General features: G+C 66.6%; 12 protein-coding genes. 11 read left to right on the forward strand and 1 reads right to left on the reverse strand.

Going from position 1 to position 19,800, the window contains the following annotated elements; all coding sequences use genetic code 11:
* Position 1 precedes the first annotated feature (1 nt).
* A complete protein-coding gene (locus PSEEN_RS11475) occupies positions 2-997 on the reverse strand; it encodes a GHMP family kinase ATP-binding protein (protein ID WP_011533672.1) in 996 nt (331 codons plus the stop codon).
* Between the two features lie 534 nt (positions 998-1,531).
* Here PSEEN_RS11475 and PSEEN_RS11480 point away from each other — a divergent pair.
* The 11 genes from PSEEN_RS11480 to PSEEN_RS11530 are packed head-to-tail and all read left to right on the forward strand — an operon-like array spanning position 1,532 to position 19,780.
* On the forward strand, positions 1,532-2,470 hold the full coding sequence (locus PSEEN_RS11480; RefSeq protein WP_197533006.1) for an SPASM domain-containing protein: 939 nt from the start codon (positions 1,532-1,534) through the stop codon (positions 2,468-2,470).
* Entirely contained in the window at positions 2,467-3,288 is an 822-nt protein-coding gene (locus tag PSEEN_RS25800) for a class I SAM-dependent methyltransferase (protein ID WP_011533674.1), read from the forward strand. The genes PSEEN_RS11480 and PSEEN_RS25800 overlap by 4 nt, the downstream gene beginning before the upstream one ends.
* Positions 3,285-4,376, forward strand: coding sequence for a glycosyltransferase (locus PSEEN_RS11490; RefSeq protein ID WP_011533675.1), 1,092 nt, complete (start codon positions 3,285-3,287; stop codon positions 4,374-4,376). The genes PSEEN_RS25800 and PSEEN_RS11490 overlap by 4 nt, the downstream gene beginning before the upstream one ends.
* Complete coding sequence (locus PSEEN_RS11495) at positions 4,373-5,080, forward strand: PIG-L deacetylase family protein (protein WP_011533676.1); 708 nt, start codon at positions 4,373-4,375, stop codon at positions 5,078-5,080. Before PSEEN_RS11490 ends, PSEEN_RS11495 begins: the two co-directional genes overlap by 4 nt.
* Positions 5,073-5,870 carry a glycosyltransferase family 2 protein gene (locus PSEEN_RS11500; protein ID WP_044488025.1) on the forward strand — a complete coding sequence of 266 codons (798 nt, stop codon included), beginning with the start codon at positions 5,073-5,075 and terminating at the stop codon, positions 5,868-5,870. Before PSEEN_RS11495 ends, PSEEN_RS11500 begins: the two co-directional genes overlap by 8 nt.
* The gene (locus tag PSEEN_RS11505) at positions 5,867-7,141 is read left to right on the forward strand and encodes a DegT/DnrJ/EryC1/StrS family aminotransferase (RefSeq protein ID WP_011533678.1); all 1,275 of its coding nucleotides are present in this window, start codon (positions 5,867-5,869) and stop codon (positions 7,139-7,141) included. Before PSEEN_RS11500 ends, PSEEN_RS11505 begins: the two co-directional genes overlap by 4 nt.
* Entirely contained in the window at positions 7,138-8,316 is a 1,179-nt protein-coding gene (locus tag PSEEN_RS11510; protein ID WP_011533679.1) for a 3-dehydroquinate synthase family protein, read from the forward strand. Before PSEEN_RS11505 ends, PSEEN_RS11510 begins: the two co-directional genes overlap by 4 nt.
* A gap of 37 nt (positions 8,317-8,353) precedes the next feature.
* Positions 8,354-9,712: a UDP-N-acetylglucosamine 2-epimerase gene (locus tag PSEEN_RS11515; protein ID WP_011533680.1), complete on the forward strand. Its 1,359-nt coding sequence runs from the start codon at positions 8,354-8,356 to the stop codon at positions 9,710-9,712.
* Positions 9,709-11,601, forward strand: coding sequence for an asparagine synthetase B family protein (locus PSEEN_RS11520; protein WP_044488027.1), 1,893 nt, complete (start codon positions 9,709-9,711; stop codon positions 11,599-11,601). Before PSEEN_RS11515 ends, PSEEN_RS11520 begins: the two co-directional genes overlap by 4 nt.
* Positions 11,598-12,644, forward strand: a complete 1,047-nt coding sequence (locus PSEEN_RS11525) for a Gfo/Idh/MocA family protein (protein WP_011533682.1) — start codon at positions 11,598-11,600, stop codon at positions 12,642-12,644. The genes PSEEN_RS11520 and PSEEN_RS11525 overlap by 4 nt, the downstream gene beginning before the upstream one ends.
* A 23-nt stretch (positions 12,645-12,667) precedes the next feature.
* Complete coding sequence (locus tag PSEEN_RS11530; RefSeq protein WP_011533683.1) at positions 12,668-19,780, forward strand: LamG-like jellyroll fold domain-containing protein; 7,113 nt, start codon at positions 12,668-12,670, stop codon at positions 19,778-19,780.
* Positions 19,781-19,800 lie beyond the last annotated feature (20 nt).

Genomic DNA, 19,800 nt, shown 5'->3' on the forward strand with positions numbered 1-19,800 from the left:
ATCAGGTGGGGCTGGGCTGGTAGCGCATCAACTGGCTGCCGGACTGCTCGAAGCGAAAAGGCACATGGACAAGGTCGCGCAGGCTTTCGCGGACCTGGGCTTGCCGCTCGGGCCTGACGAACAACAGCATGAAACCGCCACCGCCGGCCCCCAGCAGCTTGCCGCCAATGGCACCGGACGAGCGGGCGATGGTGTAGAGGTGGTCGATGTCTTGATTGCTGACCTGGCTGGACAGGTTCTTCTTGAGCAGCCAGCTGCAGTGCAGCAACTCGCCGAAGGCCTCCAGCGACCCTGGGCCCTGGAGGATGGCGAGTGCCTCGTCGACCATGGCATGGAGGCGGGTCAGCTCATCGAGACGCTTGCCCAGGTTGTCGATCTTCGACTGGGCAATCTTGGCCGCGATCCTGGAAAAGCCGGTGAAGAACAGCATCAGATGTGCTTGCAGCGCTTCGAGACGGGGCCTTGGCACTTCGGCCGGGGTGACGGTGAAGCCGCCTTCGCCGCGCAGGAAGTCGATACGGTTGAAGCCGCCGACCGCGGCGGCGATCTGGTCCTGCGACCCGACGCTCTCGCCGATGACCTGTTGCTCCACATGCTGGGCCAGCCTGGCCAGTGCTTCACGGGCGATAGGTTGGCCCTGCAATGCCTTCACTGCATGCAGCAGGCCGACGGTGAAGGAGGAACTGGAACCCATGCCCGAACGGGCCGGCAGGTCGCCGTCGACATGGATTTCCAGCCCGTCCTCGCAGCCCAGGTACTGCAAGACCGCGCGCACCGCGGGGTGTTCGATCTCGCGGGGGTGCATCACGTTCTCGATCCGTGAATAGGCAATTCGGAAGCGATGTTCGAAGAACGGCGGCAAGTGGCGGCAGCTGATATAGCAATACTTGTCGATGGCGGTGGACAGTACCGCGCCGCCATGGGCTGTGTACCAGGCGGGATAATCCGTGCCGCCGCCAAAGAACGAAATACGATAAGGCGTGCGGGTAATGATCACAGGCGAGCGACTCCCAATATACAACTGTGTATGTGGGGGCGTGATTCATTGTGCCGGCGGCTCACAATGCAAGCGCCATCCATTGCTGTTGTTACTTAGGCGAGTTCCCTGCCTAAGCGATGAAGTTATCATGTTGGTGTTATATAAAAAGCACTAGTCAACTTGAAGTTTACCTGCATCTTAATGGCGCGCTGAATGCCCAGCTTAGCAGGGCGGCAAGCCCATTTCGGCGCCGTTTGTCGGCAGGGTTAATGCGGCTTTTCCATGTGTTGGACACGTATTGCATCGCTGAAATCCGGTGCTATCGTAGAACTTCACCGCGCGCCTGGCAGGCAGGAAGTTTTCAGGTGAGAGGCTAGGGAAGCGTCAAGTTCTTGGTCCCACGGACAAGCAGGGAAGTAGGGGCGTTCGGTCATGACTGATAATATTCAGTTTATTCAGCTTAAAAGTGCCTGTAGTGATCCGGTGACCCATGCCGAACTACCGCGCGCTATATACATCGAGTTGACGGACCGCTGTAACCTGGTCTGCCCGATGTGTCGCTGCAGCCCGGTCAAAGGCAATATCCTGCCGCTGCCGATGTTCAAGGAAATGGCGGCCGCGCTGTTTCCCACCGCCGAGTTCGTCGACCTGCGTGGTTGGGGCGAAAGCACCATCGTGCCCGGCTTTCTCGACTACCTGGACGTGGCCCTGGGCTATCCGGTCAAGCTCAAGCTGATTACCAACGCGGTGGTGCGTAAACCGCAGCTGTGGCAGCGCCTGGGGCACGAGGGCATCACCGTTGGCGTCTCGTTCGACGCCGCCACGGCGCCGCTGTTTCGTGAACTGCGTGGTGGCGCTGACCTTCGGCAGGTGCTGGGCAACCTGTGCCTGCTCACCGAGGCGCAGCGCGAGGCCGGGCATGACCCGGCGGAAAAACTTTACCTGTGCGTGACCGTCAGCGGGCGCAACCTTGACGAACTCGAAACCATCATCTCCCTGGGTATGGAGCTGGGCGTGCGCCGGTTCAAGTTCGAACCGCTGTGGGCGCCCGACGAAGATCCCAACCGCCTGGAGTTCCACACTGAGAAGGTCGCCACGGTGATGGCCCGGCTCGGTCAATTGCAACGCCAGCACCACCTGCAACTCGAACTGTCGGCGGCGCTGTCCGCAGCCAGCATCCAGCACCACGCCGTGAACAAGGTCTGCATCCACCCCTGGCAATACCTCTACATCAACAGCCGTGGGCGTCTGGGTTTCTGCGACCACCTCAACGGCCGCGACGAGTTCACCTTCGGCGACTGGCAGCAGGGTGGTTTCGCGGCCTTCTGGAACGGCCCAGAGATGCGCCAGTTGCGCGCCGAGCATCACCAGCGCCTGGGCGGGCCGGCCATCAAGCAGTGTGCCGATTGCAACTGGTGCTACGAGCGCCGCTACATGGACCTGGAAGACTGGCTGGAGCCTGAGTGGGCCAACTACAGGGTGACCCTATGAACCTTCGCGACATGACCCTCGACCCACCCTGGCTGGCGAACTTCTACGACCCGGCCTTGTTCGATGCCAGCGCCGGGGACGCCGACTCCGCCAACACCATCGCCTGGTACCGCGAGCAACTGCGTGGGCCCGCGCGCCAGGTGCTGGACATCGGTTGCGGCACCGGGCGCCTGGCCCTGCCGCTGCTGGAGGATGGCCACCGGGTGCACGGGGTGGATATCAGCGAGGCGATGCTGGGCTACCTGGCGGCCAAGGCTGGGGCCCTCGCGCCACAGGTCAGGGCCCGTTTGAGCTGGGCTCACGGCAGCGTGCTTGATGAACCCCTGCGGGAGACTTTCGACGCCCTGGTGGCCGCCGATGATTTCGTGACCCATTTCGACCGCGACCAGTTGCAGCGCTTCATGGCGATCGCCCATGCCGCGCTGCGCCCCGGCGGCCAGTTGCTGACTGATATGCGCGAACGCGCGGCGGCCCGCCTTGCGGCGGCTGCAGCACCATTCCCCAAGCCGATGCAGAGCCACGGCCTGTCAGGAGGCATCGCCAGTGAGCAGGGGCAGTTGCATGTGGCGATGATGGGGTGGGAGGAATACGACCCCGAAAGCCGCTGGCTGGTCAGCCACCAGCTGTACAGTTTCATCGATAGCCAGGGGCGCGAAGCGCGGCGTGACTGGAAGACCATTCGCCAGCGCAACCACAGCAATGCCGAACTGGTCGAAGCCGCGCAGCGGGCGGGTTTCGCGGTCGAGCGCATCATCGGGCGCGACCTTGATGGCGTGCCGGGCGAACAGGGCGGGTTCTTTCAGTTGGTACGCCCATGAAGCCTGCGCTGGAGCTGATCTGGGTGGTGCCCTCGCTGGCCAGCTTGGGCGGCAGTGAATATGCGGCCGTGACCTTTGCCCGGCTGGTGGCTGGCGACGGTCATCGTGTGCGCTTGCTCACCGGGCCTGAAGTGCACCCGGCATGGCGAGCCCTGTTGCAGGTCGAGGGCCTGAGCGTGGTTCAGGATCCGCACGGCAGCGCGACGGCGATGGCCGACACGTTGGCGTGCCTGCTGGCGGCACGGCCCGCCGACCTGATCCAGTTCATGCCCATCGAAGCCCATTGCCTAGCGTGGCTGGACCGGCGCACGGCGGTGCCGGTCATCGGTTGGGAACCCACCGACCTGAGCCCCCGATGCTGGTGGCTGCCAAACACCTTGAGACAACGCCTCCATGAGCTCGACGGGCTGTTGGTGCTCAACCCCGATGCAGCCATTCATGCCCACGAACACTACGCCTACCGTGGGAGCGTCAGCGTACTGGCCAACACCTTGCTCAGTGTGCCTGCCAAGGTTTCGGCGCCCCGCGAGCTGGGGCAGGTGGTGGGGTGCATTTCGCGCCTGTCGGCGGAAAAGGGCCTGGAGTTCCTGCTGGCGGCCTTCGCCTTGCTGCTTGAGCGCTGCCCACGCGCCACCTTGCGCCTCTGGGGCGAAGGCGAGGACCAGGCGCGCCTGGAAAACCTGGCGCGGATGCTGGGCATCGAGGCATCGGTGGACTTTGCCGGCGGCTTCGAACCTTTTGGCGGCATCGATGACGTGGCTGCGAGCGCCGATGTGTTCGTGCTGAGCTCACTGTTCGAAGGCGCGCCGGTCGCGCTCCTGGAGCTGGCGGCCAGGGGCCGGCCGCTGGTGGCCTCGGCGACCAGCGGTGCCCGCTGGGTGTGCGGGCAGGCATACCCGTGGCTGACGGCGGTCGGCGATACCCGCGCCATGGCCGATGCCCTGGCGGATGCACTGAACGGCCAAGGGCGGTCGACCCTGGGGGCGCAGTTGCGCCAACGCTTCGAGCAGCAGTTTGCCCCGTCCCAGGCACTGGCCACCTTGAACGCGGCCTATGCCCGTGTGCTGGCGACAGGCCTGCGGCCATGAGCAGCCGGGGCGATGCCTGGCTGCTGTCGCCCCACTGCGACGACATCGCCTATTCGCTGGCGGGGCGCTTGCTGAGCGGGACGGAGCGAGGGCCGGGCGTGCGCCTGCTGACGATCTTTTCCCAGAGCCGGTTCGCCCCATACGCGCCGACGCTCAATACCCAGGCGCAGATTTCCAGCTGGCGCCAGGCTGAAGAAGCACGTTTCTGCGCCGCGCTACACCTTGCCCACGAGAGCCTGGACCTGGCCGAAGCCCCGCTGCGTGGCTATCCCGATGTCGATTCGCTGTTCATCGTCGACGGCGTGATACCGGACGACCCGGCGCTCGAACACCTGGAGCAGCAGTTGCGCCAACGCCTGGCCCAGGCCCGCCCGGCCAGGGTCTATGCGCCACTGGGGGTAGGCGGGCACATCGACCACCTGCTCACGCGCAGGGCGGCGCAACGGGTGTTCGCCGATATCTGCCCGCTGCTGCTCTATGAAGACTTGCCCTATGCCGGCGAGTTGTCGGCAGGCGCGCTGGCACACCAGTTGGCGCGCACCGCCCGGGGTTTGCGGCCCTTGCTTACGCCGTTGGCGGACTGGCTGCCGGAAAAACTCAGGCACCTGGCCGGTTATGCCTCCCAGGTGGCGGAAAAAGACCTGGCCTCGGTGGCAACCCATGCTCATTTGATCGGAGGTGAACGTGTCTGGACCCTTGGCTGATATCTGTATCCTGACCTTCGCCGTGGACCGCCCGCAGGCGTTGGCGCGCTGTATCGCCAGTGTCGCCGCGCAGCAGGGCGGCCTGCGTGTCGAGCATCGCATCCTGTCCGAGCGGGCCATGGCACTGCGCTCGCATCCAGCCTTGGTGGGGTGGCGTGAGTGGGTGGTGTGGCAGCCGCTCGAAGGGCAGCCTTTCCAGGGCGCTTCCTCGCAGCGCATGGCACGCCTGCGGGCCGCGGCGTTGGCCCAGGTGGAGCAGCCGCTGGTGGCGTTCCTCGATGATGACAACGCACTCGAACCTGAGCACCTGCAGACCCTCTGCCAGTGCCTGGAAGACCCGCAAATGCAGGCGGCCCACGCCTGGCGCCAGATCCTCAACCCGGACGGCACGCCGTTCCCGTTCACCCATTACCCCTGGCACGACGATCCGGTGGTGGCCAACAGGATGTACCGCTGGGGCCTGGCCCATGGCGTGTTCAGCCCCGGCAGCCCGGTGATGCACGACGGCGTGCGCGGCCCCGAGGAGCCCGACAGCTGCGCCACCGTGGACATGAACGAATGGCTGTTCCGCACCGAGTGCCTGCGCCGCCTGGGCTTCGACGAGCGCTTCAGCCAGCGCGAAGTGGACCTGCGGGTCGGTGAAGACGACAAACTGTTCCAGCGGGTGCGCGAGCAAGGGGTGAAGTTTGCCTGCTCCGAGCGCGCCACCGTGCGCTACTACCTGGGCGGGGTGTCCAACCTGCGCCAGACCAGCGGCCCGACCCAGGCCAGCGCCGGGGTCCACCCATGAGCGGGCTTGCCTTGTTCGGTGGCACCCCGGTGCACAGCCAGGCCTGGCCGCAATGGCCGCAGTCCACGGTCAAAAGCGAGCGCGCCCTGCTCACGGTGATGCGCAGCGGGCGTTGGTCGGTCAGCGGCCTGGAGACCGACGGCAGCCCGACCTGGGACCAGCGCTTCGCCGAGGCCTTTGCCCATTACAACGGCGTGCGCCACTGCGTGCCCACGGCCAATGGCACCAGTGCCCTGATGGCGGCCATGCAGGCCCTGGGCATCGGCGCCGGGGACGAGGTGATCGTCCCGGGGCTGACCTGGGTGGCCTGTGCCAGCGCGGTCCTGGCGATCAACGCGGTGCCGGTCATCGTCGATATCGACCCCCACTCTCTGTGCCTCGATCCCCGTGCGGTGGAGGCGGCGATCGGCCCGCGCACCCGGGCGATCATGGTGGTGCACTTGTACAACGCCATCGCCGACCTCGACGCGCTGCTGCCGATGGCCCGCCGCCACGGCCTGCACCTGATCGAGGATTGCGCCCAGGCCCATGGCGCCCAGTGGCGGGGGCGGCATGTGGGCACGCTCGGTGCGGTCGGCACCTTCAGCATGCAGAACGGCAAGGTCCTGACCAGCGGCGAGGGCGGCGCCTGCATCTGCGACGACCCCGCCTTGGCCGAGCGCATCTTTCGCCTGCGCGCGGATGGTCGGCAGCGGGTCACCGATTCGGTCCCGGCGGGCTACATGACGCTGGAGGAGGGCGGTCGGGGCTTTGCCCAGAATGCCTGTCTCAGCGAACCCCAGGCGGCGATCCTGCTCAGCCGCCTGGAAGACCTGGACCATGAAAACGCCCAGCGCGCCCGCCAGGCCCAGCGCTTGCGCCTGTTCCTCCAGGAGATCGGCGGGTTCGCTTTCCAGCAGACCGCCGAAGGCACCGAGCGAACCACCCTGTACCATTTTCCGGTGCGCCTGGAGGGCCCTGAGTTCGAGGGTGTGCCGGTAGAGCAAGTATGCCGGGCTCTGTCCGCCGAACTGGGCTGCTGGGTGCACCCGCCTTATCCGCCGATGGATGCCTTCGCGGTGCTTGCGCCCGGCCACTCCCAGCGCCTGTTGACGGCCCCGTGGGTGCCGCAACCGCTGCGTCGCGCCCAGGCCGCGCATCGCCAGCACGTGATGCTGGCCCATTGGTTGTTCCTCGCCGATGACCAGGCCATGGTCCATGTCGCGCAGGCGTTCGCCAAGGTCAAGGAGCACGCGCACGAACTGCGTGCGGGCCAAGGAGAAGGGCTATGAACTCGCTTCTGCAGGATATGCCGGCGCGGAGATCGATCCAGGAGCAGCCGGTACGGACCCTGGACTTCCGCTTCGGTGAGCAGCGCATGGAAATGCTGCTGGGCTACTGCTTCACCGATCAAATTGCCCAGCGGGTCAGCGAGCAGGCCGCGCATGTCCTGCTGGTGGCTGATCGACGGGTCTACGAACTATGGGGGGCGCCGTTGCTCGCGGCCCTGCAACGCCACCTGCCGGTGACCTGCCTGTTGGTGGAGGCGATCGAGGCGGCCAAGACCCTCGGCGTGCTGCAGGATCTGCTCGACCAGGCCGTGGCCGCTGGCGCGACCCGGCGCTCCGTGGTGGTGGCGTTCGGCGGCGGCCTGACTGGCAACCTGGCCGGGATGCTGGCCGGGTTGCTGTACCGTGGCATTCGCCTGGTGCACATCCCGACCACGCTGCTGGCGATGTCCGACTCGGTGCTGTCGCAGAAGCAGGCGGTCAACGGCAGCGCCGCGAAGAACATGTACGGCCTGTACCACCCGGCAAGCCTGTGCTGCGTCGATGTGCAGTACCTGCAGAGCCTGCCGGCGCCGGCGTTCTCCGCCGGGGTGGTGGAGCTGTGCAAGAACGGCCTGGCCTTCGATGCCGCGACCGTGCCAGCGCTTGAACGCCTGGCGGCGGACACCACGCCGGCCGGCTGGATCGAGCTGGTCCAGCTGGGGATCCAGGCCAAGCAGCAATTGCTGCTGGACGACCCGCTGGAACACGACCTGGGCGTGGTGCTGGAGTATGGGCACACCGTCGGCCATGCCCTGGAGCTGGAGACCGGCACCCTGACCCACGGCCATGCGGTCGGTCTGGGGATGCTGGTGGCCGCTGCCATCGCCCGCGAGCGTGGCTGGCTCAGCGAACAGGAAGAACACCTGCATGCGCAGCTGCTGCTGCGCTGCGGCGCGCCCCTGAGCCTGGAGAACCTGCCGGCGTTCGACCAGGTAATGGCGCGCGTCCGCCAGGACAACAAGCGCGGGCGCATTCGCCTGAATGCCGGGCAATACCCTTTCGTGCTGCTGCGCGGCATCGGCCAGCCCGCCATGAGCCAGGGCCAGCCGCTGGTGGGGGTGGACGAGGGCGAGATCCGCCGCGCCTACGCCAAGTTGCAGGCGGGCTACTACAGCGCGCTGCGCGTTGCCGAGTAGACCTTTCCGACCACCGCTCGCGATAAGGAATGTCGTGATGCCCGAACCGAGTTTCAACCTGGCCTGGGTGGATGAAGCCCGCCTGGCCAACACCGTTGACCAGGCCAACCGCGAGCAACGGCCGCTGTACCTGATCGTGCTCGCCACCAAGCCGTGCTACATCAAGCTGGCCAGCCTGGTGCTGGCCTGCGAGGCGCTGCGGTTGCCGTTCCTGCTGGTCGACACCGGCCAGCACTACGACCCGGTGCTGACCCAGGCCAGAGAGGAGCTGGGTTACGAACACCTGTTGGCGGTGAGTTTCGGTATCCGTGGCTCATTGTTGGGGCGCACCGCGCAACTGGCACTGGCCATCGAATGCCTTGATGCCCGGCTCAAGGCCGTTGGGTTGCGCCAGAGCGCGGTGCCGCTGGTGTCCGGGGACACCGCCACGGCGGCGATGTTCGCCCAGTTCTGGTACCTGGCCCATGGCGCACGCAGCGTGCACGTCGAGGCCGGGCTGCGCAGCTACGGCCCTGATCGTGGTGCCTGGGCGAACCTGCAGGATCTGGCCGAACAACGCCAGCTGCGCTGGCAGCGGTTTTACGAAGAGCCCTTCCCGGAAGGGGTCTGCACCACGCTGGCCAGTGTGGTCGGCGACCTGCTGCTGGCCCCGGTGGAGCGCAATGTCGAGCACCTGCTGCGTGAGGGCTACCCGCTGCCGCAGCTGCGCCAGGTCGGCTCCCTGAGCAGTGACGCGGTGCGCCTGGCCTTGCCACGGGCTGCTCGCAGTCAATTGTTCAGCCTGTACCCGGAGCTGGTCCTGGGCCGCTGGCTGCGGGTGGACCTGCACCGGCGCGAGAACATGACCGCCCAGGCCTTGCAGGCGGTGTTGCAGGGGCTGGGGCGACTGGCCCTCGACGGCGTGCAGGTGGTGCTGGTGCGCACCAACGCCCTCGACGGCGCACTGGTCCAGCATCAGCTCGCCGGCCTGCTGGACGAAGTCCGGCTCAAGGGCGTGGTGGTACAGCCGATGTGGCCGCACTACACCGATGTCATCCACTTCCTGAGCTCCGGCCATTGCCTGGCGCTGTACACCGACAGCGGCGGCCTGCAGGAGGAGGCCACGGTGCTGGGCGTGCCTTGCCTGACCTGCCGCCTGAGCACCGACCGCCCGGAAACGGTGCTCGACGCGCAGAGCAACCTGCTGCTGCCGCCGCTGTCGGCGGCGTTCGTTCATCGCCACCTGCGCGATGTGCTGGCGCGCCCGACGGCCGAGGCCTGGCCGGGTTTGCAGCGCGGCCGCACGCTCTATGGCCAGGCCGTGGGGCAGGGCATCGCCGAGCTGCTCAAGGTGTACGAGGCACCCGCCGTGCTGGCGGGCGCCCAGGCACAGTACTTGCCGCGGGTGTCAGAGTGAACCGCCCGGCGCAGGTCACCACCGCCAAGGCTGCGTCTGCGCGCCTGTGTGGTGGGCTGGGCGGTGGCGCGGGCGATCTGCGGCCCTGGCTGTCGCCCATGTGCCAGGCCCTGGGGCTTGAGGCCGACCACCTGCCGTCCACCGCGCACAGCCATACACTGTGGTGCGGTGAGCTGTTCAACCGGGCCCAGTTGCAGGCATGGCTGGGCTTGGCGGCGCAGCCGTGTACCGATGACGAGCTGCTGACCCAGGCGTTCCTGGCCTGGGGCGAAGTGACGACCCTGAACCGGATCAACGGCAAGTTCGCCCTGGCGCACTGGAGCGCCGAGCGGCAGCGGCTGGTGCTGGCCTGCGACCGTACCACGCAGTTCACGGTGTTCTATGGCCGACTGAATGAACACTGGTTGTTCAGCAGCGACTTCGGCGCCTTCCGCCCGTTGCACCGGCAACTGGACGTCGACCGGCAGACGCTGGCGCTGTTCGTGCGCTACGGTTTCGTTCCGGCGCCGCACACCTTCTACCGGCAGGTGCGCAAGCTGCAGCCCGGCCACTGGGTGTCACTGTCGGCCCACGACACCGGCGAAGTGACGCAACAGCCCTATGCACCTTCGTCCTGGGCGTACCTGCCGACCACCCAGCGCAAGCCCATCGAGGCAGGGCCCGCCACGCAGGCCTTCGAGCGCCATCTGCTGGCGGCCGTCGAAGCCCGGCTGGACGGCTCCACGGCAGGCGCCTTCATGTCCAGCGGGTTCGATTCGACCCTGGGCGCGGCGCTGCTGCAGAAAACCCTGGGCAAGCCCATCCACACGTTCACCGCAGGTTTCCAGGGCATGCATTGCAACGAGGCCCCGGACGCCGCTGCCATCGCCCGACACCTGGGGACCCTGCACCACGAGATCCGGCTCGATGACGCGGCGCTGGCAGGCGTGGTGCCTGACATCCCCTATGCCTATGGCGAACCCCTGGCCGACTCGTCGCAACTGCCCTCGATGCTGTTGGCCCGCGCCGCGAGCGAGTACGTCGACACGGTGTTCGCCGGCGATGGCGCCGATTGCGTGCTGGGTGAGTACGCCCAGCGCCTGGACATGTACCGCAGCGTGCTCCGTGCACGCCGTTTGCCGCCTTGGGGCAGGGCTGCGCTGGGCCATGGCCTGGAGCTGGCCGAACGGTGCTCGACGCCGCTCGCTACAGGCCTATCCCGTTGGCTCGGTCGACGCCTGGCGTTGGACGACCCCGGCCGTGATGCTTTCGAGGACGTGCGGGGCGTGCTGGCCGCCAATGGCCTGGGGCAGGTTGAGCGCGTGCTCGGCGCGCGGGTGCTGGACCCAGGGCGGCTGGTGCTCGGCGAAGGCTGGCTGGATATTCCCTGGCCGGGGACCGACGCCGAGCCACCCAGGTTGTCGGTGTTGCTCGACCAGTTGGTGCAGGTGCAAGGGGAAATCCTTATCGCGCCCGTGACGCAGAAGACCATCGGTGCCTGCGACCACGCCGGCCTGCGGGTGGCCATGCCGTTTCTCGACGGGGCACTGCTGGACTTCGCCAGGGGCTTGCCCCACCCCCTCAAGCACCGCAAGCACACTTCGAAATGGCTGCTGCGCCAGGTGGCCTACTCGTACATCCCCAGGGCTTTGCTCGACCGCAAGAAGCTGGGCTTCAGCATCTGGGTGAGCCCGCTGCTGCGCCACCACCTGCGTGACTGGGCCGAGCACCTGCTGGCGCCGGGCCGTCTGCGCGACGAAGGCTTCTTCGACGTGGCCCAGGTGCGCCGGGAGTGGACGCGGCTGCTGCACCACGGCGAGCACTTCAGGGAAGAGCGGCTGTGGTCGGTGCTGATGTTTCAACAATGGCTCGACAGCAGCCGGGCCTTCAGCTTGCGGGGGAACGGATGAGCGCGATACGAACGGCCTTGATCGGCTGCGGCACGGTGTGCGACTGGCACCTGGAAGAGCTGGACAAGCTCAGGGACCTGTTCGACGTGCGCTGCCTGTGCGACAGCGTGCCGGGCAAGGCCCAGGCGCTGGCGCAGAAATGGCGGGTAGGCGGCTGGACCGAGGATTTCCAGCAGGTGCTGGATGACCCGCTGATCGAATGCGTGTGGATCCTGACCCCGCCGTTCAACCACGCCGAACTGGCCATCGCGGCACTGCGGGCCAACAAGCATGTGTTCTGCGAGAAGCCCCTGGCCAAGACCTCGGCGCAATGCCAGGAGGTGGTGCGGGTAGCCGAAGACAGCCAGCGGGTGTTCCTGCTGGGCTATCCGATGCGCTTTTCCGCCGATGCGGGCAACTTGCGCAAGGTCGTGCAAAGCGGCGTGCTGGGGCGCCCGGTGGTGCTGCGCGATGTCTGGGCGGTGTGCAAGGGCGCCGACAGCCCGGCCATCCACGATGCCGAGCTGGGCGGTGGGGTGGTGTTCGAGCATACCCACTGGCTGGACTTCGTGACCTGGATGTTCGGCCCGGCGAGAAAGGTTTATGCCTCAACCCGCAAGCTCAAGCTCGGGCCGACCAGCGCCCACGACACGGTGATCGCGGTGATCGATTTCGTCTCCGGCGACCAGGCGCTGTGGTCCGAGTCCTGGGCCGCCAGCGGCCTGGGCTGGGAGCCGTTATGCGTGGGGCGCGCCGGGATCCGTCCGACCTTCGATGTGGTCGGCGAGCAGGGCGTGCTGCAGTTCCCCAACGCCCAAGGCGAGAAAGTCCTGAGCCTTTACCGCTACGACCGGCCCGAAAAACCGGTCGACAGCTGGACCTGGCAGCACGACTGGGGCACCAACGACGACGCTTTCCCCAACGAGCATCGCCACCTGTACGCCTGCATCCGCCACGGCACGCCGCCGGTGTGCCAGGCCCGCGACGGCCTGCGCGCGGTGCAGCTGGCCGAAGCCATTCTCGAGTCCAGCCGCAGCGGCCAGCCGGTGTTCCTGCAGCCATAGCCGATCAACAGGGAGGGGATAGCGTGCAGCAGTTCAATCAGATCGTGTCGGTCAATTTCCAGGGCGTGGTGGTGGTGTTCGGCCGCGAAGTGGCGGGCAAGAACGCCATCTACTTCGATGTGCTCGGCCAGGACGTCGACAGCGACGACGATGACCTCGACTGGTCGGGCTTCACCGCGGTGACCTTCACCGAACAGGTGCGCCAGGTGGGCATGAGCATCATCGCCGTGGATTGCGATGCCTCGACCCTGGTGCCGTCGCTCGCGCCGTTCCGGGTGGTGACCGACCAGAAGTACATTTCGGTCATCCAGCAGTCCATGAACGGCACCTTGTACGTGAACCGTTTTCGCCTACTGAAAAACAAGTCGGGCACCGACCAGAAGACCACCGACTACGAACTGTCACCGGCATGGGAAGTGCGCTACGCCCGCAGCCACAAGGAGGATGTGCCCGCCGACAAGTCCGACAAGCAGGACTTCCTCGACCCCGACGGCCAACCCTTCCTCGAGCCTTCCCTCGAACTGTCGATGATCACCGGCGTGACCGATGGCCATTTCGACGTGCTGCTGCTGCCGATCGCCGGCAGTGAGAGCTTCGCCTGGCAGTTCCTGGCCCTGGATGCCAGCGCCACCTCGGTCAAGCTGTTCAATTTCCCCGCCACTGACAATGGCCTGTTCGACGTGGCTGGAAAGCCTGTGGACAGCGACCTGCGCATCCAGCCGGACAGCGTCTTCGGCGTGGCCAAGGCCGGTACCAGCACCGCGCTGCCGATCACCTCGGCGCCGCGCGCGGTGACCTACGTCAAGCATGAGAAGGTGGTGCAGCCCGACGGTTCGAGCATCGGCGTGCGCCGCGCCACCCGGGTGATGATCACCTTGAGCGTCGCCGATGGCACCGTCACGCTGGACTCCGCCATCGGTGTGAACGGCACCATGGCCTACCTCTCGGGGGTGATTGTCACCTCCAACATTGTCCCGGCCGAGTTCGACCTGCGCTTCGACGGCGTGTCCTGCCTCAACCTGCTGCCGCCCGCCAGCGGTACCAACCCATTGGCGATCAAGGGCCCGTTCGAGATCGGCCTGATGCTGGCGCCGGGCGTCAAGGGCGATGGGCTGAAGGTGCTGGGCGGGGCGGCCCAGGCCGAGGAGAAGAACCTCGCGCCCTATGTCTGGATCGTCGATGGCGACAAGCTCGAAGTGGGCTTTGGCAATGGCAGCGCGCGGGTCAGTTGCCGCACCTTGCACCAGGTGCTGTTCAACGACGTATGGAGCGACCTGCATATCCGCTACGCGGGCAAGGGCGACAATCCCTTCACCCTGACGGTGAACGACGCGCCGGTACCGCTCACGCCCTGCAGCACCACGGCCGAGCCCTGCGGCACGGCCATGGCGCTGGTGGCGGCCGGCAGCAACGGTTTCGTCGGCGCGCTGAAACGGCTGGCCATCACGGTAGGGGGCACCGCTGCAGTGCAGCTGGACTGCAACAGCGTCAACTACAGCGACAACCCGCCGACCACGCTCAACCAGGCCGCCTCGGGTGTGAAAGTGACGGTGCAGGGCGCGCGCCTTGAACCCTCGGCCTCGCCGGTCAACAGCGACATGAGCGGTGAGTTCTACATCGATGCCATGGGCCTGACCTACTACGCAGGCCTGGCCGGGTTCATCCGCCCGAACGCGGCCACCTGCCTGATCGACGGCTCCGACGGCCTGCTGCACCTTTACTACCCCGGCGACGGCAACCTGCTGACCGTGGCGCAGTTCTCCACCCAGTCGGCGCGTGCCACCTTCACTGTCGACTGGACCACGCAATGGGGCAGCAGCGGGGCCAGGGCGGCGGCGCTGGAGCTGCCCGCGACTTCGGTGGCGCTGTACCGTGGCGTGAGCTGCGAGCACTGGGCGCCGGTGGCGGCGCGGCTGCTGGTGGCCCCGGACACCACCCAGAGCGGCTTCGTCAACTTCGTCGCCCATCGGGTGGGCACCTACATGAACAGCACGCGGATCACGGTCGCCGCCTCCAGCGTGTCCGAGTTGCTCTGCGACATCCACGTGGAGGCGTCGCAAAGCGTCGGCACGGAAACCTGGCGGGGCTTGCCACGGGATATCGCCCAGCTGACGCAGATCTGGAACGGCGCCGCCGCCAACAACCCGGACGACCCCCAGGTCCTCGACCAGTCCAAACCCTATTTCGACTATGCGGGCAGCGCGCCAGCGGTGCTGGTGCCCACCCGCACGGGCGGCAACGGCAGCTTCTTCCTGCTGACCTCGGTGCCGCAGCTGCCGGTCACGCTGACCTCGGTGGCGGTCGCTGCGGGGGCCACCGATGAATTCGTGGTGGTCGACATCACCCTGGCCGCGCCGCCGCGCTGGCCGGCCAGCGCCACCCTCAACCAGCACTGGCCCGCCGTGCCGGCAACGCCGCGTACCTTGCTCGACGTGTTCGCCGGCAAGGCACCGCACTACGACTACAGCGCTGTGACCACCGCCGGCAGCCGCGCCTACGGGCTGCCCCTGAGCCTGGCGCGCTCCGACGAGCAGGTCAGCCATGTGCTGGTGTTCGTGCGTGACGAGCAGAAGGACTTTGCGGTGACGGTCAGTACCGCCACGCAGCCCCTGCTGTGCAACGTGGTCATCTGTGGCGTCAGCCTGCCCGACGTACCCCGCGCGCAGGCCGAGTTTGTCAAGGTGCTCAACGGCGACGCCACCGGTTATACCTATCCCAGCGGCTACCAGACCGGCCTGGCGACCTTGATCTATGCCATGGGCAACGGCTTGAGCGCCGACGTGGTCGACACCCCGGCACCGGCGCCTGAAGGCGGCGCGTTCGCCTATGCCGGGCTGCTGCGCGTGCTGTTCCAGGGGCCCAGCTACGATGCTCCTGGGATGGCCCCCCAGGCCTTGACCAACGCGGCGGTGATCCAAGGCGCGCGGCTGGCGTTCAATGGCCGGGACGATGCCATTCGCGGCTCGATGCTGTTCGGTGCGCTGGTCGAGGCACCGCCCACCGACGGCGGGGTGGGGCGCCTGACCAACACCTCGGTGCACCAGGGCGGTATCGCCCCGGTACTGACGCCCGGGGTCAACGGCGGCTGGATGCCGCTGCCACCCAGTTTCAGCCTCGACCTGAACCCGCCGAACAAGAGCAACTACGTGGCGTTCAATGTCGACAAGGCGTTCTCGCCCTCGGACCAGTTGGCGATCACCGACGACCTGACCGTGGAGGCCTGGCTGGCCCTGAGCGACAGCCGCATCAACCCGTCGTCACGGGCGCTTTCCTATAACGTCCTGGGTAACCGCAAGCACCCGGACCTGCCGGTGCAGTACATGATCGGCGCGCGCCAGGGCCCGGGGCTGGAGATGAGCGACAGCACCTACGTGACCCGTGCCTTCAACTTCAAGCCACCGGCGTTGTCCTTGCAGGTCTATGTCTACCTGCCCCAGAGCGGCCTGAGCGGCACGTTGCTGTCGGTCTCGCAGGTGCGCGGCAGCGACCAGTACGTGCAGTTGGCGGTGGATGAGTACGGCAAGGCGGTATTCACCTTCCTGGAGGACAAGGGCGAGGTGAAGACGGCCCAGCCGCTGTCGGTGGGGGCCTGGACCTGCCTCACCGCAGTGGTGGAGCTCGCCGGGCAGGGGCAGGTGACCCTCAAGCTGTCGGTCAACGCCGGGGCGCCGGTCAAGGCCACGGCCAGCAACACCTTCAGCGGCGACCTCGGCGCGTTGATGCTGGGCAGCAACCAGGGCGGCAGCCTGCCGGCTCGGGTCAATGGCGTGGCGTTCTGGCAGCGGGCGCTGAGCGACAGCCAGATGCAGAACAGCTTCAGCCAAGGCTTCGCCGACACCGACTCGATGCTCGGCATCCGCTGGAACCTGGCCGAAGGCAGCGGCATCGTGATCACCAACTCGGCCGCCACCGGCATCGAGTACGACGCCACGCTGATCAACCCCGCCAGCCCCGCCTGGAACGCGCAGGGAGCGTTCCAGGTGCCCTATGCCGGGCGCAACGAGCTGGTGCTGACCTCCAACCGCATCCTCAAGGGCTGGACCCATGTGGCCCTGGCCTCGCGCCAGGGGCACGGGCTGAGGCTGCTGGCCAGCAACTACGGCAAGGTCAGTGACGGCGATGCCTTCAACCCCTCCAGCACCTTCGCCCTGGAGGCCTGGATCGCGCCGTCGGCCTTGAACCGCAAGCAGATCCTGCTGGAGAAGAACGGCAGCTATTCGCTGTACATCAACACCCTTGGCCAGGTGTGCCTGACCGTGCAGTTGCAGATGGACCCGCCCAAGTACGACGACCCACCCGTCAACTTCACCCATGAAGTGAAGTTCGCCATAACCGCAGGCGTGACCACCTACGTGGCGCTGAACTTCAGCACTGGCACCGTGGCCAACGACAACGGCAGCAAGGAGTACGTGGCGCAGAAGTACTACGTGCGGGCCGGGCTGTACCTCAATGGTGTCCAGGTTGCCGAGCAGATGCGCAACGACCTGGCGCGCCCGGCCACGGTGCGCACGCAGACCTCCTCGTTCTACCTGGGGGTCAACGATGACCTCACGTTCAACTACGAGGGCTTGATCTCCCATGTGCGGGTGTGGAACCGCACCCTGGCCACCGACCAGATCGCCCAGACCTACGCCCTGCGCCTCACCCCGGCCTCCACCGATGGCCTGGTGGCCGCCTGGGACTTCGACGAAATGGCCGGCACCAACGCCAAGGACCTCACTGGCAACAACACCCTGGTGCTGAGCAGCAACCAGCTGTGGACCATCTGGCAGGACGTGGCCCAGGCCAGCCTGGTGGTCAACGGCCGTGGCAGCTTGCCGCTGCGCCTGACGGTGGCCGATGTCGGCGGCTATCAGGACAGCCAGTTCACCTTCGGCGGCGCCCGCCAGGGGACGACGCTGACGCTGCCCTACAGCGGCCGTATCGACGATGTGCGGCTGTTCTCCACGCGCCTGACCGAGCAGCAGATCCGCGAAAGCATGAACAAGGCACTGACCGGTGGCGAGGAGCACCTGGCCGCCTACTGGCGCATCGAGGCCGGCTCCGGCCCGACGCTGTTCGATTTCACAGGCTACGGCAACAACGGCACCCTGACCCCGGCCGCCAGCCCGCCGCAGTGGAGCAGCGCCGCGGCGCCGATCCAGAACGAGGCGCAGTACGTGGTCAACACCCTGGGCGGCACGCCGGACTACTACGTCGCGCGGATCCAGGGCCAGCCCTCGGTGATCGAGTACGCCAGCGCCGAGAAGGACGCCTACGGCAAGATCTTCAGTGTGATGAAGCGTGGCTACTTCTACCAGAGCAGCGACGGCGTGACGGCGCTTGAGGTGGGCTACAAAGTCGGTGACCTGGACACCTTGTTCGTCGGCCAGGTGCAGAGCAAGCCGACCATCATCGGCTTCATCGAAGGCGGCCCACCGCTGCCCAGCGAGAACCAGACCCTGGCCTACTGGGTCGGCGACATGGGCGGCCCGGCGTCGGACTACGCCTCGGCCTGCTCGGTCACCTACCAGGAGAGCGAAAGCAAGAGCTGGACCTTCACCGGCAACAAGACCTCGACCTTCAACGGCGAGTTCAACCTCAAGGGCGGCCTGTACCAGAAGAGCAAGAGTGATGTGTCGGTGGGCCTGGGCGCCGAGGCCGAGACCATGGTGCTGGAAACCACCATCACCGGCGGTGCCAAGATGGTGCTGTCGGGCAACCTGGGCGATGGCCTGGAGGTGTCGCAGAACCACTCCAGCAGTGTGAGCCTGGCCACCTCGATGACCCCCACCGGCAACTGGGAGGCGGCGAATGCAGTGCTCAACCTGACGGTGGGGCGGCGATACATCCAGAACAACGTCGGTATCGCCCTGGTCAAGTCGTCCACCGCCGACCTCTACATGCAGGCGCTCAAGGGCACGCAGACCCCCGTGGGCTACGTGCTGGCGCCGAACACCACGATCCCGGTGGACACCAACATCATCGACTTCCCGATCAACCCGCGCTATGTGAAGAACGGCACCCTGGACGGCAAGGTCGGCCTGGTCAACGACCCGGACTACCCCGAAGCCAATGACGAACGCGGGAGTTATTTCAAGCCGCTCGAAGCCTACGACACCAAGCGCAAGATCGAGAAGCAGGAGCAGCAGCTCAAGGCCTACTACGACCAGTTCGACGTCAAGAAGTACCGCACGGTGGCGGCCATGGACAACCTGCGCGACAAGCTCAGGTCCAACCAGTTCTACGACTTCGCCAACCAGCGCAACCTGCGCAGCCTCTACAACAACTACGTGTGGACGGCGGCGGGGGGGCTGCACAAGGAAGAGCACAGCTTCGCCAACAGCTACAGCGAGACCTACACCGGCACCAGCAGCCTGACCTTCGCCGCGGGCCTGGAGTTCAAGGCCGACATCGGCACGCCGTTCGGCGGCTACTACATCGAGGCCGACACCCTGCTGGGCAACACCTGGACCATGACCGCGACCAAGGTCGAGGCACTGTCCAACGGCTTCGCCCTGAGCTGCAGCGTCAGCCCCACCAACTTCCTGCCCGCGCCGATCCTCACCCAGGAGGGCGGCAACCTGAAGTTCAGCGGCTATGGGCCCAACGCCGCGCCGGGCAAGGTCGATGCCTACCGCTACATGTCGTTCCTGCTGGCGCCGGCCGCCGACAACTTCAGTGTGCTTTCGCAGGTGGTGGACCAGAACTGGCTGAACAATTCCACCAGCGCCTCGGCGGCCGCCATGCGCGAGGCCATGAACAACCCAAGCGAGCCGTGGCGGGTGATGTACCGCACCACCTATGTCAGCCGCGTGCCGGCGGCGTTCCAGCCGGTCAAGGCCGACACCAACGCACCCAACATCACGCCCCCGGCCAACCTGCCGTCCAACCACTGGCTGGTGACCGTGATCGACAAGCAACTGGACAAGACCGACCCGACTCGCCTGGAGATCGGGACGGCGATCGACACGGTGCTGGGGAGCCCCGGCGCCGGCCCAGGCCTGCTCAAGGACCTGATCCCCTGGTGGGCCGCCTTCTACACGGCGGCCAAGGTGTACGGGAGCGACGAATTCCTCGAACTGGCCGAACTGCGGGTCGACTTGCTGAACTACATGGCCAGCAAGTACGAAGCAGAGCACTACCGCACCAGCTGACCCACAACCCACGTAAAGGA

It is taken from the genome of Pseudomonas entomophila L48 (genome assembly GCF_000026105.1).
Taxonomy (GTDB): Bacteria; Pseudomonadota; Gammaproteobacteria; order Pseudomonadales; family Pseudomonadaceae; genus Aquipseudomonas; species Aquipseudomonas entomophila.

Coding starts and splice junctions, on each gene's coding strand:
- PSEEN_RS11480 (WP_197533006.1), top strand. CDS start 1,532: ATGTGTCGCTGCAGCCCGGTCAAAGGCAATATCCTGCCGCTGCCGATG.
- PSEEN_RS25800 (WP_011533674.1), top strand. CDS start 2,467: ATGAACCTTCGCGACATGACCCTCGACCCACCCTGGCTGGCGAACTTC.
- PSEEN_RS11490 (WP_011533675.1), top strand. CDS start 3,285: ATGAAGCCTGCGCTGGAGCTGATCTGGGTGGTGCCCTCGCTGGCCAGC.
- PSEEN_RS11495 (WP_011533676.1), top strand. CDS start 4,373: ATGAGCAGCCGGGGCGATGCCTGGCTGCTGTCGCCCCACTGCGACGAC.
- PSEEN_RS11505 (WP_011533678.1), top strand. CDS start 5,867: ATGAGCGGGCTTGCCTTGTTCGGTGGCACCCCGGTGCACAGCCAGGCC.
- PSEEN_RS11510 (WP_011533679.1), top strand. CDS start 7,138: ATGAACTCGCTTCTGCAGGATATGCCGGCGCGGAGATCGATCCAGGAG.
- PSEEN_RS11515 (WP_011533680.1), top strand. CDS start 8,354: ATGCCCGAACCGAGTTTCAACCTGGCCTGGGTGGATGAAGCCCGCCTG.
- PSEEN_RS11525 (WP_011533682.1), top strand. CDS start 11,598: ATGAGCGCGATACGAACGGCCTTGATCGGCTGCGGCACGGTGTGCGAC.